Source organism: Vibrio sp. J2-3(2022), from assembly GCF_021725735.1.
Classification (GTDB): domain Bacteria; phylum Pseudomonadota; class Gammaproteobacteria; order Enterobacterales; family Vibrionaceae; genus Vibrio; species Vibrio diabolicus.
Map to the genome: position 1 here is coordinate 709,498 of NZ_JAKKCK010000002.1, position 16,611 is coordinate 726,108.

General features: G+C 45.2%; 14 protein-coding genes and 1 riboswitch. Of the genes, 9 read left to right on the forward strand and 5 right to left on the reverse strand.

What is annotated here, in order from left to right; all coding sequences use genetic code 11:
* The 3 genes from L3V27_RS11265 to L3V27_RS11275 all read left to right on the forward strand — a co-directional run bounded on the left by L3V27_RS11265 (window position 1) and on the right by L3V27_RS11275 (window position 2,850).
* Window positions 1-1,506, forward strand: coding sequence for an inactive transglutaminase family protein (locus L3V27_RS11265; protein ID WP_005390741.1), 1,506 nt, complete (start codon window positions 1-3; stop codon window positions 1,504-1,506).
* Window positions 1,507-1,509: 3 nt separating this feature from the next.
* A complete protein-coding gene (locus L3V27_RS11270) occupies window positions 1,510-2,478 on the forward strand; it encodes an alpha-L-glutamate ligase-like protein (RefSeq protein WP_006742116.1) in 969 nt (322 codons plus the stop codon).
* A gap of 219 nt (window positions 2,479-2,697) precedes the next feature.
* A complete protein-coding gene (locus L3V27_RS11275) occupies window positions 2,698-2,850 on the forward strand; it encodes a hypothetical protein (protein ID WP_005390736.1) in 153 nt (50 codons plus the stop codon).
* 142 nt (window positions 2,851-2,992) lie between these two features.
* Here the strand turns inward: L3V27_RS11275 and mukB are convergent, their stop codons facing one another.
* Genes mukB through cmoM form a run of 4 tightly spaced genes read right to left on the reverse strand, consistent with a single transcriptional unit; the run spans window position 2,993 to window position 10,296 of the window.
* Complete coding sequence (gene mukB / locus L3V27_RS11280; protein ID WP_237311960.1) at window positions 2,993-7,456, reverse strand: chromosome partition protein MukB; 4,464 nt, start codon at window positions 7,454-7,456, stop codon at window positions 2,993-2,995.
* 2 nt (window positions 7,457-7,458) lie between these two features.
* Window positions 7,459-8,184, reverse strand: a complete 726-nt coding sequence (gene mukE, locus L3V27_RS11285) for a chromosome partition protein MukE (RefSeq protein ID WP_005378379.1) — start codon at window positions 8,182-8,184, stop codon at window positions 7,459-7,461.
* Complete coding sequence (gene mukF, locus L3V27_RS11290; protein WP_237311874.1) at window positions 8,165-9,502, reverse strand: chromosome partition protein MukF; 1,338 nt, start codon at window positions 9,500-9,502, stop codon at window positions 8,165-8,167. Before mukF ends, mukE begins: the two co-directional genes overlap by 20 nt.
* Window positions 9,503-9,504: 2 nt before the next feature.
* Window positions 9,505-10,296 (reverse strand): tRNA uridine 5-oxyacetic acid(34) methyltransferase CmoM, encoded by a 792-nt coding sequence (cmoM, locus tag L3V27_RS11295; protein ID WP_012841987.1) that lies wholly within the window; start codon window positions 10,294-10,296, stop codon window positions 9,505-9,507.
* A gap of 114 nt (window positions 10,297-10,410) precedes the next feature.
* Here cmoM and elyC point away from each other — a divergent pair, with 114 nt between their 5' ends.
* Window positions 10,411-11,196 carry an envelope biogenesis factor ElyC gene (elyC, locus tag L3V27_RS11300; RefSeq protein ID WP_006742121.1) on the forward strand — a complete coding sequence of 262 codons (786 nt, stop codon included), beginning with the start codon at window positions 10,411-10,413 and terminating at the stop codon, window positions 11,194-11,196.
* Between the two features lie 72 nt (window positions 11,197-11,268).
* On the opposite strand, the gene torR is transcribed toward elyC, so the two are convergent.
* Window positions 11,269-11,979, reverse strand: a complete 711-nt coding sequence (torR, locus tag L3V27_RS11305; RefSeq protein ID WP_005390726.1) for a two-component system response regulator TorR — start codon at window positions 11,977-11,979, stop codon at window positions 11,269-11,271.
* A 266-nt stretch (window positions 11,980-12,245) separates the two neighbouring features.
* Between torR and torD the strand changes: the two genes are divergently transcribed.
* The 5 genes from torD (at window position 12,246) to L3V27_RS11330 (ending at window position 16,589) form a co-directional block, all read left to right on the forward strand.
* A complete protein-coding gene (gene torD, locus L3V27_RS11310; RefSeq protein WP_047008553.1) occupies window positions 12,246-12,893 on the forward strand; it encodes a molecular chaperone TorD in 648 nt (215 codons plus the stop codon).
* 466 nt (window positions 12,894-13,359) lie between these two features.
* Window positions 13,360-14,364, forward strand: a complete 1,005-nt coding sequence (gene purR, locus L3V27_RS11315; RefSeq protein ID WP_005390722.1) for an HTH-type transcriptional repressor PurR — start codon at window positions 13,360-13,362, stop codon at window positions 14,362-14,364.
* Window positions 14,365-14,649: 285 nt separating this feature from the next.
* A riboswitch (cyclic di-GMP riboswitch) is annotated at window positions 14,650-14,739 on the forward strand.
* A gap of 116 nt (window positions 14,740-14,855) precedes the next feature.
* Window positions 14,856-15,446, forward strand: coding sequence for a TfoX/Sxy family DNA transformation protein (locus L3V27_RS11320; RefSeq protein ID WP_237311876.1), 591 nt, complete (start codon window positions 14,856-14,858; stop codon window positions 15,444-15,446).
* A 115-nt stretch (window positions 15,447-15,561) separates the two neighbouring features.
* Window positions 15,562-16,248: a TVP38/TMEM64 family protein gene (locus L3V27_RS11325; protein ID WP_046874737.1), complete on the forward strand. Its 687-nt coding sequence runs from the start codon at window positions 15,562-15,564 to the stop codon at window positions 16,246-16,248.
* 20 nt (window positions 16,249-16,268) lie between these two features.
* Window positions 16,269-16,589, forward strand: a complete 321-nt coding sequence (locus tag L3V27_RS11330) for a hypothetical protein (RefSeq protein ID WP_005390719.1) — start codon at window positions 16,269-16,271, stop codon at window positions 16,587-16,589.
* The last annotated feature ends 22 nt before the right edge of the window (window positions 16,590-16,611 follow it).

The following is a 16,611-nucleotide window of genomic DNA, read 5'->3' on the forward strand; positions in this document are numbered from 1 at the left end:
ATGACGTCAAAAATACCGTTTTACCTTTCAATCATCTTATTGGTGATTGCGGGCATTGCTTTGAGTGTTTTCAGACATGAAAACTACGGCGTGCCTTGGACACCAGGCGAAACTCGTCAGGTATGGGATGTAGAGGCACGTATTGAGTTCAATGCTAACGGCAATGAAGTCAAAGCTTCACTCGCAGCACCTCATACACAAAGTGGTTATACGCTTATCGGTGAATCCGCTTCCTCTTCTGGTTATGGCGTTTCCTACATTAATTCTGATTCTGGACGTCGTGCCGAGTGGTCAATTCGTCAGGCCAAAGGTCCTCAAACCATTTACTACAAAGCGCAGTTCTTAGTGGACCCTCAGGCTAAAGTTACGCCTCTACCACCAACTGAAGACATTACGCCACCAACTCTATCAGCGCCACAAGCTGCGGCGGCAAATGCCCTTGTTGAGCGTGCGATGAGTCGTTCTGCCGACAATGTGACCTTTACTCGTGAACTCATCAAAGCGCTTAATGACCCAGACAGTCAAAACTCATCGCTACTACTGAATGACTTCAGCCGTACTGATGCACTACATAATATTTTGCTTACCGCAGGTATACAGAGCAAAACCGTCGGTGTTATCGAACTAGAAGATGGCCGTCGACGCCAAACCATTCAACCAATGGTTCAAGTTTGGTCAGGTAAAGATTGGGTGCTGTTCTCACCAAATTCCGAACAGAAAGCCGTGAAACCAAACTTATTAGTTTGGGATGAGTCGAATGTATCCCTGCTTGATCTTGTTGGTGGTAAAAATAGCCAAGTTCATTTCTCAATGATCAAGCAAGAAATGACTCCACAGCAAGCAACAAACAACAAGATAGAAGCTGATGGGCTGCTGAATATTTCAATTCATAGCTTGCCTCTTGAAGAACAAGCAATGTTTAAGACCATCATGCTGATCCCTATCGGTGCCCTTATTGTGGTGTTCTTGCGCGTGATTATCGGTCTAAAAACATCCGGTACTTTCATGCCAGTACTGATTGCTGTTGCGTTTGTTCAAACCCAGCTATTAACGGGTATTGTCGGTTTCTTACTAATCGTTGGCACAGGCTTGATTATTCGAAGTTACTTATCGAGGTTGAACTTACTACTTGTAGCACGGATATCAGCGGTCATTATTACCGTTATTATGATCATTTCGGTGTTCACAGTAGTCGCATTTAAGATGGGCTTAACGGAAGGCTTAACAATTACGTTCTTCCCTATGATCATCTTGTCTTGGACAATTGAACGTATGTCTATCCTATGGGAAGAAGAAGGCGCGAAAGAAGTCGCTTTGCAAGGTGGGGGCTCACTGCTCACCGCAGTATTGGTTTACTTAGCAATGACGAACTCATACATTCAGCACCTAACCTTTAATTTCATAGGTCTACAGTTGATTGTTCTGGCCGGTATTCTATTGCTAGGTACTTACACAGGTTACCGTCTAACTGAGTTACGTCGTTTCAAACCACTAGCGGAGGACTAAACGATGTTCGAAAGTTTTACTTCGCCAGCTAAGCTTCGCCATAAAGGCATTATGGGGATGAACAAACGTAACCACAGTTATATCGGCCGTTACAATGATCGTTCTAAGTACCCATTAGTTGATGACAAGCTCAAGACTAAAATCATTGCGCAGGCTGCAGGGGCGACAGTCCCTGCCCTGATCGGCGTTATTCATAACCAAGCAGAAGTAAAGACAATCCATAGAATGGTGCAAGATTGGCCTGGTTTTGTTATCAAGCCCGCTCAAGGTAGTGGTGGTAAGGGTATTTTGGTTATTACCTCGCATAAAGATGGGGTCTATACCAAACCTTCCGGCTCTACAATTGGTAAGGACGAAGTTGAACGTCATATCAGTAATGCGCTTGCAGGCCTTTTCTCTCTTGGTGGTAAAAACGACGTCGCAGTCGTTGAGAACCTGATTAAGTTTGATGATTGTTTCGATGGCTTCAGTTATGAAGGTGTGCCTGATGTTCGAATCATCGTATTTAAAGGCTACCCTGTTATGGCAATGATGCGCTGTTCTACGGCGGCGTCGGACGGTAAAGCAAACCTTCACCAAGGCGCTGTGGGCGTGGGCATTGATATCGCCACAGGTAAAGCAATCCGAGCGGTGCAATTCGACCATCCAGTCACCCACCATCCGGATACAGGCAAAGACCTTTCTACCCTCCAAGTCCCGCACTGGGAGCGCTTGCTTGAGCTTGCGTCTAGTGCGTGGGAGATGACAGGGTTGGGATACATGGGTACGGATATGGTGCTGGATAAAGAGGAAGGACCTATGGTTTTAGAGCTCAACGCTCGTCCTGGCTTGGCAATCCAAATCGCCAATGGTGCAGGCTTGCTTCCTCGTTTGAAACACATAGAGAGCCTCGGCACACCTGCCGAGTATCCAAAGCCGATTGAACGTGTCGCCTACGCAGCAGAGCAGTTTGGGGTAAAACCACAGTTCTAATCGCCAATCACAATATCATTCGCCAGTAATTGTTCGGATTGCTGGCGTTTTTGTTTCCGTTTCCAAAACCGTCTACCTACTCATCTTATTAAACAAACCCATCTCACCTATAACTTGAATCAATGATCGAGCTAACAGAATCAACATAGATCGTTTCTTTTCTCCTTTAACTTTTGAGTATGATGAGGTCTCCCCTTACTCAACTTGAGAGGTTGAGAAATGCTAACAAAAGAAACAGATAACGATGAACCAGAGCTTGAAGAACAAGAGAGCTTAGACCAGCATTTACAACGCTTGTCTGAGCTTTCTGTCCAAGCACTTGAAGAGCTTGCTGAAATGATCGATATCAGAGACGATATTTCAGAGGAATAAAACTTAGCCTCCCCGCTAAGTTCTATTAATAAGCCGAGACTGTCGTCCTACAGTCTCGGCTTATTTTATACGCTTTGAAGCCTCCAGCTAACGAATACAAAAACGCCCGCAATAAATGCGGGCGTTTTACTAGATTCGGAGTTTACGATTCAAACTCTTCGATCATCTCTTGCGCTTCGGTCTTAGGCTTATCCGTTTGACCAAAACCTCGTAGACCAACTACGTGTACGTGCTCATGGTCTTTAAACACCTTACGCACCAACTTGTAGGTAGTACCCTTCTCTGGGCTGATGTTTTCTGGTGCCGCGATAAGAAGCTGCATATCTAGACGGTCACACAATTCGAACAATGTCGCGATCGATTTCGCATCCAGACGCGCTGCTTCATCCAAGAAGAGCAAACGACAAGGCACAATGTCTTTGCTGCGTAGACGACGAGACTCTTCTTCCCAGCTTTGCACGACCATCAATAGAATTGACTGACCGGTACCGATCGCTTCACCTGTTGATAGCGCGCCAGACTCAGCCTGTAGCCAACCGTCTGTACCACGGTTCACTTCTACACTTAGCTCTAGGTAGTTACGGTAATCCAGTAGCTCTTCACCCAGAACTTGCGGTGAACGTTGGCCCATATCGATGTGTGGGTTCACGCGTTGGAACAGTTTCGCCATTGCTTCAGAGAAGGTAAAGCGAGTCGATTCAAACAGGTCTTTGTGCTGCTCTTGCTGTGTCGCTAGACCGTTCAGTAACACTTCGTGACTTTCACGAATTTTCACGTTTAGACGTACGCCCTTCACCTGACCAAACGAGATGTTCGACAAGCCTTGGTTCAACATACGAATACGGTTTTGCTCACGCTGAATCGTCTTCTTGATGATGCTCGCTACCGACTCAGAGCTGATCGCTAGACGGTTTTCACGCTGCGTTAGCTCTTCCGTTAGACGCGCCAGCTCGACTTCCATCTCTTCGATTGCTTCAACTGGGTCATCAGTACGGATGATATCCTGACGAATACGCTCACGAAGATGTTGGTATACAGCAATGTAGAACAGAACTTTACGCTCTGGACGTGCGTTGTCTTCAGACAAACGGAGTGCATCACGCAAGTCATCATTGTTTGCAACAGCAAGACGCAGCGCACCCAATGATTTATCCGACATCGAACGCAATTCATCCGCCGACATGTAAGCCAGTTCGCGCTTGTGTAGACGACGCTCAACATCGTTTTCACGCGCTAAGCGAAGTACTGAACACCAACCCGCTTTCGCTGCAACGACAAATTTGCGCAGCTCTGCGTATTCTTTCTGCACTTTCTTCAGACGTTTCGCTAAGCCTTTCATCTCAAGCTCGGTCGACGTTATCGTGCGCTCGTATTCACTCTTACGACTACGTGAAGTATGTAAGCGTTCGTGCAGCTCGTCACGACGGCGCATTGCACGCTCTTCCGCACCTTCGTCGGCATTTACGCCATACTCTTGCAGCTCTTGTTTGAACTCTTGTACGGTTTCTTGCTTAGCTTGATGCGAACTCTTCAAAGACGCCAATACTTGGTTGTATTGGTTCATTTGTCCTTGTGCTTGCTTCAACTCTTCACGAGAACGAGTACGAGTCTGTTCAGCTTGAACCAACTTCGCTTTTAGCTGCTCACTCAGTTCGCTACTTTTGTTCAGAAGATCAACCGAGTCTGAGTAAGCGAAGTAGTGACGACGTTCAACCAGATCCGAGAGTGCAAAGATTTGCTTCTTAAGATCTTGTAACTGTTCATCTGCCGCTTTGTATTCTGCTTCTAGTGCATCAAATTGCTCTGGGTCAGCATCAAGCGCAGACGCAATATTCTCTAGTTGCGCGACGGCTTTTGCATGATTGTTTAAGAAGTTTTTCGCCTCTGCAAGCTGAGCGATTTTCTCTTCTAGCTCATCAAAACGCGCTTGCAATGATTCATCTTCAACAAGCACCATGTGTGATGCTAGCTTGTCCAGAGAAGACAGTGCTTGCTTACTAGTTTGAAGCTGAGAGCGTTGCTGCTGCTCTTTTGCATCCAGATCCGCCAGCACGCGAGCGATTTGGTTACGCTTATCACGAATGGTTGCGAGCGCTTGTTCTGGATCGGCATCAAAAGCCACTTGAATATGGTTAGACACAAATTGGTTAAATGCTTGGTACAAACGCTGCATTTTCTGAGAATCAAACGCCGCTTTTGCGTGCTTCTCTACCACTTCTTCTCGTTCGTTACGCAGCAACTCTAAACGCTGCTCACGTGCCGCACGACCAAACAATGGGATCTCAGGCAAGCGAGAGTAACGCATTTGGCGATCGTTCATGCGAACACAAACCGCGCCCTCTAACTCTTCTGCATCGAACGAGCTGTCATCAAAGGCATCGATGTCGCCTTCAATGATGTATAAGTCTTCTGGACAGTCGTCTAGCTCTACCAGTTTCTCTTCGATGCCTGACAGGTCAGAAACAACGATAGCGTGACGAGCCGGACCGTACATCGCACTGAAGTAAGGCGCGTCATCAATCGTGATGTCATCGTAGATCTCAGACAGTAATACGCCTCCTAAAGTATCAGCCAAACCTTTCAGGCGAGGGTCGTTTGAACCACCAGGAGAAGCAAGACGTTCAATCTCAGTGTCAAGCTGACTGCGACGCTCAGCAAGTTTATCTTTAGCTAAGGACAGCTCCCTTTCTTGCTCAAGAACAACCTGCATGTGGTTCATTACCGCATGGCGATCCTCAAGGTCTGCCCCGCTCTGCTCTCTCAGTTTCTCTAGCGCATCATTAGCCGCAATCCAAGCTGGCGCTATCGCTTCAAGTTTACTGATTTCTGCCGCCGCGTTTTGCTCTAGACGGCGCTGTTCACCACGCTGATCACGAACTTCTTCTTGAGCTATCTCTAGTGATTCGATTTGCATCGCATGACGTTCACGTTCTTGTTCAAACGTAACTTCATCGGTTAGCTCAACGTGATATTGCTTTTTGTACTCAGCAACCAGCTCACGTGCTTGACGCTGCTGGTTAAGGCTGCGTTCGAGATCACGGTGTTGTGCTCGCCATTGCTGTTCGTTTTGTGCAATTTGCTGTGATTCTCGAGCTTTAGCGATTGCCAATTTTGCGTGCTCAGAGGCTTCTTTGCGCTCAACAGGGCCAACGATGCTCTGTACAAGCTTCAATGCAGTATCAAACTGCTCTGCCGCAGCTGATAACATATCGAGCTTATGTTTCACAGACAACAACGTATTGGTATTTTCCGACTCTTTGTTTTTCAGCTCCGCCACTAACGCTTGTGCGGATTCTGCCGTTAGGCTGTCATCGCCAAGTAGCTGCTTCGCTTTCTCCAGCGCTTGAACGGCTTGTTGGTATTGAAGCGCGCGAGTTTGCTGAACGTCAAGAGCTTGCTGATAATCAGCAAGTTGCGTCTTAAGGCTGTCCACCTCTTCTTCTGCAACGGTCGCTTGCTCTTCAGCCATCATCACGCGTTCTTGCGCTTCTTCCACTACCATCATTTGTTCTTCAAGACGCTCGCTCAGCTCTTCAAGATCTTCTTGGTAGCGTTCTATCTTCTCTTGCTGACGCAGCGCGTTTTGCACCAGTTGCAAGTGATCCGAAGCCGCTTGGTAGTCTTGCTCTAAAGAAGATTCTGATTCGATCAGCAGTTCCAGCTCTTCTTGAACGCGGTTAAGCAGGTTGTTTTGCTCAATCAAGGTCTCGCGAGAACCAAATAACTCTGAACGCAAAGACAGTGTCTGTTCTAGTTTTTTACGACGCTCGTTGGCATGGCGCATATAGTCTGCTGCCACGTAGTTGGTCGACTCTGTAATCAAGTGTTTGAACAAGTCACGGTCTGCTTGCGTAGTTTTGATCGCTTCTAGCGTCATGCGGTTTTCACGCAGCGCCGATTCCATATCTTGGAACGCTTTCTTCACGCCGCCGTTTTGTGGCAGAAGGTAGTCACGTAGCGAGCGCGTAATCGCACTTGAAATACCACCGTAAAGCGATGCTTCGATCAGGCGGTAGAATTTAGAGCGGTCACCAGAGTTGCGCAGTTTCTTCGGAATCACACCGAATTCAAACATTTGTGCGTGGTAATCCACGATAGAAGAGAACGCTTTGAACTGAACGCCTTCAAATTCCGCGATCGATTCTTTTACTTCGTTGATTTGACGTACACGAGCTTGAGTCGCAGATACGCTTTCAACCAAGATATCCGTTGGTTTCACATGGCTAGGAAGACCTTGGATAACAAACGGTTTGATGTCTACTTTCTTATCACGACCCGCAACTTGCTGCATTTTTACTGCAAACAGTAGGCGTTGGTTACGTGAGTTCACCACATCTAGCGCCGCATAACATGCGCCCGGCTGCAGCTTACCGTATAAACCTTTATCGCGAGACGATTGGCTGCTGCCCGCTTCGGTTGTGTTACGGAAGTGCAGTAGCGTTTGGTCAGGAATCAATGCGGTGATGAACGCCGCCATTGTGGTTGATTTACCTGCACCGTTACCACCTGATAGCGTGGTGACCAGACCATCGATGTCAAACGTACGGGCAAAGAAGCCGTTCCAGTTGACCATGGTCAGCGATTGGTATTTACCGCGTTCAATCATGCTCATGCTTCACCCTCTTCTGTTGTTTCTTCTTGGGCTTGGTCGTCTTGATCTTCTTCAGACAATAGGCTGCCTTGGCTTGGCTCTTTGGTGTGCACTACCGCTTCACCATCACGGATCAGACGTAGCTGCGCTTCACGCATATCATCGCCAATACGTACATCGGCACCAAAGCGGAATACCGCTTCACTGATGCTGAATTTACCGGTCTCACCGATGTTGATGATCATGCCTAGGCGGCGTAGACGACGAAGTGACGTACGTACTTTTTCAAACAGCTTCTCTTTATCAAGGTCAGAACCGGTAGCACGGTTCGTCACTAGCTTCATCAGCTTGTTTTCATCAGCCAGAGCAAGTAGCTCGTCGTACAACTCTTGGTTAGTGAAGATGCCTTCGTGCGCAAGACGCTCTGGGCTTAGGTAAAGGAAACACAGTACCTTACCCACCAGCATATCCAGCTCAGAAAGCACACTGCGGCCAATCAGAGACGTTGAACGAGGACGAAGGTAGAAGAAACCTTCTGGCGCTTTCACCAATTCGGTGTTGTAGCGTTGGTAGAAAGAAGAAAGCTCAAGTTCGAAATCTGACAGCAACGCGTGGTTGTCTAGATCTTCACTTGAGATATGACGCCCTGCTCGAAGCATGCTGTCTAGCGCTGGGAACAGAGGGTTAGAAATTGCTTTTGCCAGATTCTCTGACATGTATTCATTAGTATCGGTCGATGACATTCGCTTGTACCTTTGCCCCAAATTCGTTGATTGCTTTCCAGTCCGGTTGAATCGCTTGGTAATCCGATTCTGAATACCCCAGACGTACGGCTTGATCAACGATAATGCGAGCTAAATCAAAATGATGAGTGTAAGGATGCTGTGCAAGGTAATCTCGCAATACCACACTCAAGTCGATTGGCGTGCCTTGATCTTTATGCGCTTTTAGCATGTCACAAATTCGTTCAGACAACTCATCATTGACTTGTTGAAATTCTTCATACTCTACTTCCATCGGAACTTGGCCGGTCACTTCGTCATCACGTAGCACCAACGCCTCATCACGAAGGTCAGAAAGCCTTTCCGCATCTGCATAAGTCAGATACCAAGGCATATCGAAATACTCTTTAATTGATTGGCGTAAACGTGAGCTAAACGCACGGTTCTTATCCATATCAATTGCAGTACGGATGAACTTGTGCACATGTCGGTCGTAACCAATCCAAAGGTCGATCGCTTGCTGGCCCCAGCTTGTGATTCGGTCCAGCTTCATTTGCAGACCAAACAACGCTTCTTCGATGAACTCAAGCTCAGGATCGCCGTAAACAATTTCTTGAATATCTAGGATCTGAGTTTGCAGTTCATCACTGGCGGCTTGCAGCGTATCTTGAAGTTCACGCAACGTGCTCGACGTTTCTGACAGTAGCGCTTCACAGTTGTTGATCGCTTCGCGCCAGTCTTTATTTAGCAGGTCGGCAATTTGTTGTTTTACAGATTGCTGCTGCTCATCCATCACACGCTGGTTAAGATCGATTTGATCGAAGATCTCGCCTACAGAATATTTTAAAACTCCGTATACGTTTTTCTTCCAGTGGCCCGGAGTGCCACCTTTTTGTGCTGCCTCAATCGCTTTCGCCATTTCATCTGCCACCATAGACAGTTGAATAGAAAGGCGCAGTTTCGAGAACTCACGATGACGCACATAGTAATCGGTAATTCCTATCGCTAAAGGCGACAAGCGGTAAATGCTCGCTCCGTCGGTAATCTCACTGACAAAACGGCTAATAAGGCGCTGCTTGACCATCTCGTTGATGGCGTTGTTCGCACGAAAAGCGGAGGCTTCGCCAGTCTCATCAAATAATCGAGTGACGATGGCAAACGCATCATGCAATTCACCTTCACCCAATTCTTCATCGAACCTTTCATTACTCAGTACGGCAATGGCTATCAAGAATGCCAATCGCTCTGTGGTCAGGTTCAACGAGAAATCGTGCTGCTTAACCCAGCCAACCAACTCATCGATTGGTTGCTCTGCAGCATTGAGAGTCATCTCACTCATTGTTATTCCTGTTTATCGTTCTTTTTAGCCCACACATGAATGTAGCGGCCTAATGAGAGGTATGGCTCTTGTCGACAAAGTTGTTTTTCTAGCGCCAACACATCTTCAAACTCGTAATCGCCCATGTATTGCATATTACCTATGTAATCACTAAATGAGCGGATACCAGATTTGCCACAAATACTAAAGCCTGAATCTTCTATCCATTGGTAGACTTCTTCAGGTTTTAAGCCTTTTTGCGGCTGTAGTTTAAATCTTTTTCGGTGAGGCATGCCGTCTAATATATGAGGAATGTTGCCACAAACCACGTTTTTATAGACTAAACCATGGTGGTTATAGAACATCACTGATGCGATGCCTCCCGGTTTTACTTGTTCTAGTACCGTTTCAAGTGCGGCCTTAGGATCGACCAACCACTCCATGACGGCGTGAAACATAACAAGATCCACCTGTTCATCCATATGCTCACCAATGGATTGGACAGGCGAATGAATCAGGCGATACTGCTCAAGCAAACCGTTTTTTTCAATATCCTGCTTAGCCAACTGCAGCATTTCCGAAGATAGATCACATAAAGCGATTCGATGTCCGAGCTTAGCAAGCTTTTGCGACATTTGTGCCAAACCACCACCAGCATCCAACACCTCTAGGGGTTGCTGGTCAGCATCTAATTCACTTAGAATCTGTAGAAAATCTTCCCACACAATGATTTGGCGGATCTCCCCTTTGTCGGAGCCGTAAATATTTTTTGCAAATTTGTGGGCGATATCGTCGAAATTGCGGTCTTCTGTCACTTCTGCTGAGTTATCATAACGGATTGTGCCGCTATTCTGGCACAAGGAAAGCAGGAATAAAGAGGGGTACCCTCATTTTTATTATCAATTGATGTTTTTTCGGACTATTTATGTATGTTTGAGCTGAAAAAAGTAGTGTCAGCCTTGCTTATGCCACTTCCGGCATTGCTGCTGATAGGCTTGTTGGGTCTTGCTCTCATTAGTTTTACCACAAAACGTAAAACTGGCTGCTTCGTTGTTCTATTCTCTTTTGTTGGCATTTTTCTTGTTGCCTTCCAACCTGTTTCAACCAAGCTTCTTATGCCATTAGAGCGAGAGCATAAAGCCTTTTTGCCAGTTTCTGGCACCATCGACTACGTGATGGTTTTAGGGAATGGTCATGTTATCGATGACGAAATTCCACCCACCTCGCAGTTAAGCCGTGCAGCATTAATGCGCTTAACTGAAGGCATTCGTATTTTAAGAATGTATCCAGGTGCTAAATTAATTTTGTCTGGCTATGCTGGCGGTTCTGAAATTAGCCATGCGAGAATGATGGCGAACGTTGCCCTTGCGTTGGGAGTCGCGAAATCCGATATCATTTTATTAGAAGATGCGAAAGATACGTGGGAAGAGGCGCGTCAAGCGGCTGCATTCGTTCAACAAAAGGAGATTGTGTTAGTCACTTCTGCGAGCCACATGAGCCGTGCATTGTATGAGTTCAACGCAGCAGGCATTAAACCAATCCCAGCCCCGACCAACTTCTTAGCTATTAGCGAAATCAGTCAACCTTGGGATAAATACTCACCTAAAGCGCGTTACTTAGAACAAACGGAGCTTTATTGGCATGAGTACTTGGGCAGCATTTGGCAAAGATTGCGTGATACTGTCGGCCAAACACCAATGGTTGAAGCAAAGTAGTACTATCTTGAAACCACAAAAAAGGAGAGCCGAAGCTCTCCTTTTTCTTTTTAAGACTTAGGTTTGTTCAGTTTAATCACCAGCAAACATATAGCCTTCGCCGTGCACCGTCACAAAAATTTGCGGGTTCTTTGGATCAAACTCCATTTTTGCGCGCATACGTCGAATAAGAACATCAATAGTACGATCATTGGGAGCATCAACTCGGTGGCTGATCATATTCAAAATACGCTCGCGACTTAACACCTGGTTAGGGTAAGACGATAACGCCACCAAAAGTTCGTATTCTGCTTTGGTCAATTTTACGGGTTCGCCGTTACGGCTCAGCGCACGACGTTGAATGTCGAATGTCCACTCTCCAAAACGTACAATATGTTCTTCACTGGTTTCGTTCGCTTTCGCGCTACCGCTACGCGCTGCTGAAATACGCCACAGCAAGTTTTTAACGCGAACCAACAATTCCCTCAGTTCAAAAGGTTTTGTCACATAATCGTCAGCGCCCATTTCTAGGCCTACGATTTTATCAATGCTATCCGTGCGTCCTGTTACTAATATGATACCAATATCCGATTGGCTACGTAATTCACGAGTAAGCATCAGGCCGTCTTCACCCGGCAGGTTGATATCCAGCATGATCAGGTCTACATCGCCCGCTTGCAGGACCTCACGCATTTCTGCGCCACTCTCTGCTTCGCTGACTTGGTAACCCTCATTTTGGAAATATCCCGCAAGCTTACTGCGAGTTACAACATCATCTTCTACGACTAATACGTGATAGCTCATTTACACCACTTTTCTGTCTTCTTATTATCCAAGACGTATTCTATTCATAACTAGTAACATTTCTAGTCATAGATACATTAAAAAGCAAGATTTAGCGTTTTTATTGATTCAAAACAAGCTTACCCATCGCTATTAATAAACGTTAATTTTTGACCATAAAACATAATAATTATAGTTACTGCTATTCATTTTAATTGATTACACTTAGGGGATATCCCTAATTGACTTTGTGATGCACAACTTAAAGCATCATTCAGGAGCCCAAAATGCAAGAAGTGAAAGCTTTTAATGAAAAACGCGCTGAAATTTACTGGTGGTTTTCGAGCTTGTTCGCAAAAGAGCTAACAGAGAAAGAGCTGGAAGCCTACCACAGTGTTGAAATTCGCAGTTTTCTAGCAGGTTTAGGTGAAAATGAGTCGCTGAAACCAGCCGTTGATAGCCTCGTTGATGCGCTAAACCGATTGCAAGATCGTGAAGACGCTCAATTGGAGCTTGCTGCTGACTTTTGTGAACTGTTTTTGAAGACAGAAAAATACGGCGCTCTTCCTTACGCATCGATGTACATCGGTGAATCAGGTTTGCTGAATGACAAGCCAGCCGAGGAAATGGAAAAGTTGATGGCAGAATTTGGCGTTCAAGTAGATGAAAATCTAAAAGAGCCTGCGGACCACTTAGCCGTTGAACTCGACTTTCTCGGCAACATGATTATCCGCTCAAACGAACTTGAGCAAGAAAAACACATGGAAGAAGCCTTCGTTAAACAAAACGACTTTATCCAGAAACAGTTAATGTCTTGGTTACCTCAGTTTGCAGACAAATGTAAACAATTCGACGAATTTGGGTTCTACTCGAGCGTCGCGAAACTATTAGTTGCATTTTGTAAACTAGACAGCGCTTACCTTCTTGGTGAATAATTGCCGCCTATTTTTAAGGAGCCCGCCTATCGGGCTTCCTGTATACCTGAAATAACTGAATGTAAGTAAGTTGGGTATATTATTCGTTTGCCTTAACTTAGCTCAAAGACGCTTGGTTATTTAGCAGTCAAAATGTGACTTCAAATACACAAATCTCTTGCTGAAAACATTGCTAGTCAGTCCACATAGGGCTAAAATGTGAGCGCAAACGATTAAATATGATTTATATGTAAACCGCTGAAATATAGCGGTTTTTGTGTTTTTTAACAGGTTGATGGCAATTTCTCATCAGATAGAAAAAAGATAAAATTCATCGACCGATGCTGCTACGTACCCTTTTGTCGTACTTGGACCAACCGCTGCCGAAACACTTAGCGCCAACCTTAGATTGCTGGGTGTAAAACCATTAGAGCATCAGGTACATCCAACACGACATATTTCAGTAGCTCGATACAGGACACCATTTATGGCCACTATAAAAGACGTTGCTCGCTTAGCCGGCGTTTCCACTACGACAGTTTCGCACGTTATCAATAAAACGCGTTTCGTTGCGGAAGCAACGCAAGAAAAAGTAATGAAAGCCGTGGACGAGTTGAATTACGCGCCAAGTGCGGTTGCACGCAGCCTAAAGTGCAACTCAACTCGTACGATTGGCATGTTAGTAACGCAGTCAACCAACCTATTCTTCTCAGAAGTGATTGACGGGGTTGAGAGCTACTGTTACCGCCAAGGCTACACTCTGATTCTGTGTAATACGGGTGGGATTTACGAAAAACAACGCGATTACATCCGTATGCTGGCTGAAAAACGTGTTGATGGCATCCTAGTGATGTGTTCTGACTTAACCGAAGAGCTTAAAGAGATGCTTGACCGTCATGCCGACATCCCTAAAGTGGTCATGGATTGGGGTCCAGAAAGCTCACAAGCGGACAAGATCATGGATAACTCAGAAGAAGGTGGCTACATCGCAACCAAACATCTGATCGACAATGGCCATACTGATATTGCTTGTCTAAGCGGTCATTTTGAAAAACTTGCTTGCCAAGAGCGCATTGCAGGTTTCCGTCGCGCGATGAGCGAAGCGAACCTAACTGTAAATGAGGACTGGATCCTTGAAGGTAACTTTGAATGTGATACGGCCGTATTAGTCGCAGATAAAATTACAGCAATGGACAAACGTCCGACAGCGGTATTCTGTTTTAACGACACAATGGCTCTGGGCCTAATGAGCCGCCTACAACAAAACGGTATCAAAGTTCCTGATGATATTTCAGTGATCGGCTACGACAACATCGAGCTTGCGGAATACTTCTCTCCACCGTTAACAACTATCCACCAACCTAAACGTCGTGTGGGTAAAAATGCGTTCGAGATCTTACTTGAGCGAATCAAAGATAAAGAACACGAAAAGCGAATTTTCGAAATGCAACCTGAGCTTGTAATTCGAAACACCGTGAAGAAAATGAACTAAAATTCGCCAAATATAACGATGTCAAATAAGCGCTCTAAAAGGGCGCTTATTTTTTATCTCTAAATAACTTTTTCCTGACTTAGGTTTGTTAGACAAAAAATCTCGAATCTCTAAGTCTCTGTTTTATATGTAGGTAAATCACACTCCCTCACAACCTCGAGATCATCCCGCCTTATTCTCAAATATGCACAAATATGCGCTTGTCGACACTTTTTATTGAACCAGAATCACACTTTTACGGGTAAAACGTGATGTTAATTCAATATACGAAGTATGCTCATTCTGTCACGCACAGGGCAAACCATTCGAAAGGGTGGGACGCAAAGCCTCCGGCCTGAACCATAGTACTATATGGAAGGTAGCGGGGTTACCGATGGCAAGTGTGCAAGCGATGACTTTACCCTGTAATGACATTGCTTTTGCGCATGTTTGCTACTCTCTCGGACCTGACTTTTGGTGGCGTAATATTAATTACACCGAGATAACAAAACATGGATAAACCGATACTCAAAGACTCTATGAAGCTATTTGAGGCACTTGGTAATATCAAGTCGCGCTCAATGTTTGGTGGCTTCGGACTATTCGCTGATGAAACAATGTTTGCACTAGTTGTAAATAATCAGCTTCATATAAGAGCAGACCAACAAACTTCATCTGACTTCGAGAAACAAGGGCTAAAGCCTTACGTTTATAAGAAACGTGGCTTCCCAGTCGTTACTAAGTACTACGCAATTTCCAACGATTTATGGGAGTCTAGCGAACGCTTAATCGAAGTAGCTAACCAATCGTTGAAAAAGGCAAAGCTTGAAAAAGAACAGCAAGCAACTGCAAAGCCTAATCGCTTAAAAGATTTGCCTAACTTACGACTGGCGACTGAACGCATGCTGAAAAAAGCAGGCATTGAGTCAGTAGAAAAACTGGAAGAGGAAGGTGCACTTAACGCTTATAAAGCGATAAGAGATACGCACTCTGCAACCGTCAACATTGAGCTGTTATGGGCACTAGAAGGGGCTATTAACGGTACTCATTGGAGCGTTGTACCTCAAGCTCGCCGAGATGAGTTGATGAACGGCCTCCAATAAAAGTCGGCCTTAAAAACTATCTTGTAAAACCGCAGTCTAATCTGCGGTTTTTTTGTGAAATTTTTTCGACTTTCCTTCTGTCTTATTATATATATCCCAAATTGGAATCATAAATATGAATAAGAAACTGATATTAGGCCTAATCCTGGTCGCGATCATTATCTTTTTAGGCGTTAACTTTAGTCAGTATTTAACGTTGGAAAATGCAAAAGCCCAACAAGAAGCGCTGACCACATACATCGATCAGAACTTTGTTTTTTCGGCAGCTATTTACTTTTTTGCCTACATTGCAATTACCGCTTTTTCTATTCCTGGGGCTGCTGTGGTTACATTACTTGGTGCGGCTCTATTTGGTTTTTGGACGAGCTTATTACTGGTTTCTTTCGCCAGTACTATGGGTGCAACGCTAGCATTTTTAAGCAGCCGATATTTGCTGCGTGACTGGGTACAAAACAAGTTTGGCAATAAGTTAATCGCAATTAACCAAGGTGTCGAAAAGGACGGTGCATTTTATCTATTTTCCTTGCGTCTCATTCCGGTATTCCCTTTCTTTCTTATCAATTTGTTGATGGGCTTAACGCCAATGTCTGTAGGTCGATTTTACCTTACTAGCCAAGTAGGTATGTTGCCAGGCACTGCAGTTTACTTAAACGCCGGTACTCAGTTAGCAACAATTGAAAGCCTGTCAGGCATTATTTCACCTGCGGTATTGGCCTCTTTTGCGTTACTGGGGCTGTTTCCAATCATCACTAAATGGGTTATGAATAAAGTAAGGCCAACACCGAGTCAGCAAAACTCATAATTAGTAAGTGGACGTGTTTAATGAAAATATTCATTGCTAAAAACCCAGCAGAAGCGCATATCGTGTGCGAATTATTGAAAACCGAGCAAGTCTACTGTGAAGTCCGCGGAGAAGGTATTTTCGGTTTAAAAGGAGAGCTGCCGTTTAGTGATGATACCGATCCTTATGTCTGGCTTTTTGACGCCAAACAACAAGTAAAAGCAGAAGGAATAGTACAAGCCTACCGCAAACAATCCGATGGAAATGAGTATCAAGATTGGCAGTGCCCGAAGTGCCATGAGGTAAACGAGGGGCAGTTTGGTGCTTGTTGGCAATGTGGACATCAAATAGGGGAGCCTTAATAACTCCCCTACTCCTACTCAA

Excerpts from the sequence above, each read along its gene's own strand:
- L3V27_RS11325 (WP_046874737.1), top strand. The coding sequence starts at position 15,562 with ATGAATAAGAAACTGATATTAGGCCTAATCCTGGTCGCGATCATTATC.
- L3V27_RS11265 (WP_005390741.1), top strand. The coding sequence starts at position 1 with ATGACGTCAAAAATACCGTTTTACCTTTCAATCATCTTATTGGTGATT.
- elyC (WP_006742121.1), top strand. The coding sequence starts at position 10,411 with ATGTTTGAGCTGAAAAAAGTAGTGTCAGCCTTGCTTATGCCACTTCCG.
- L3V27_RS11320 (WP_237311876.1), top strand. The coding sequence starts at position 14,856 with ATGGATAAACCGATACTCAAAGACTCTATGAAGCTATTTGAGGCACTT.
- mukB (WP_237311960.1), bottom strand. The coding sequence starts at position 7,456 with ATGATTGAACGCGGTAAATACCAATCGCTGACCATGGTCAACTGGAAC.
- L3V27_RS11275 (WP_005390736.1), top strand. The coding sequence starts at position 2,698 with ATGCTAACAAAAGAAACAGATAACGATGAACCAGAGCTTGAAGAACAA.
- purR (WP_005390722.1), top strand. The coding sequence starts at position 13,360 with ATGGCCACTATAAAAGACGTTGCTCGCTTAGCCGGCGTTTCCACTACG.
- torD (WP_047008553.1), top strand. The coding sequence starts at position 12,246 with ATGCAAGAAGTGAAAGCTTTTAATGAAAAACGCGCTGAAATTTACTGG.
- L3V27_RS11270 (WP_006742116.1), top strand. The coding sequence starts at position 1,510 with ATGTTCGAAAGTTTTACTTCGCCAGCTAAGCTTCGCCATAAAGGCATT.
- mukF (WP_237311874.1), bottom strand. The coding sequence starts at position 9,502 with ATGAGTGAGATGACTCTCAATGCTGCAGAGCAACCAATCGATGAGTTG.
- torR (WP_005390726.1), bottom strand. The coding sequence starts at position 11,979 with ATGAGCTATCACGTATTAGTCGTAGAAGATGATGTTGTAACTCGCAGT.
- L3V27_RS11330 (WP_005390719.1), top strand. The coding sequence starts at position 16,269 with ATGAAAATATTCATTGCTAAAAACCCAGCAGAAGCGCATATCGTGTGC.
- mukE (WP_005378379.1), bottom strand. The coding sequence starts at position 8,184 with ATGTCATCGACCGATACTAATGAATACATGTCAGAGAATCTGGCAAAA.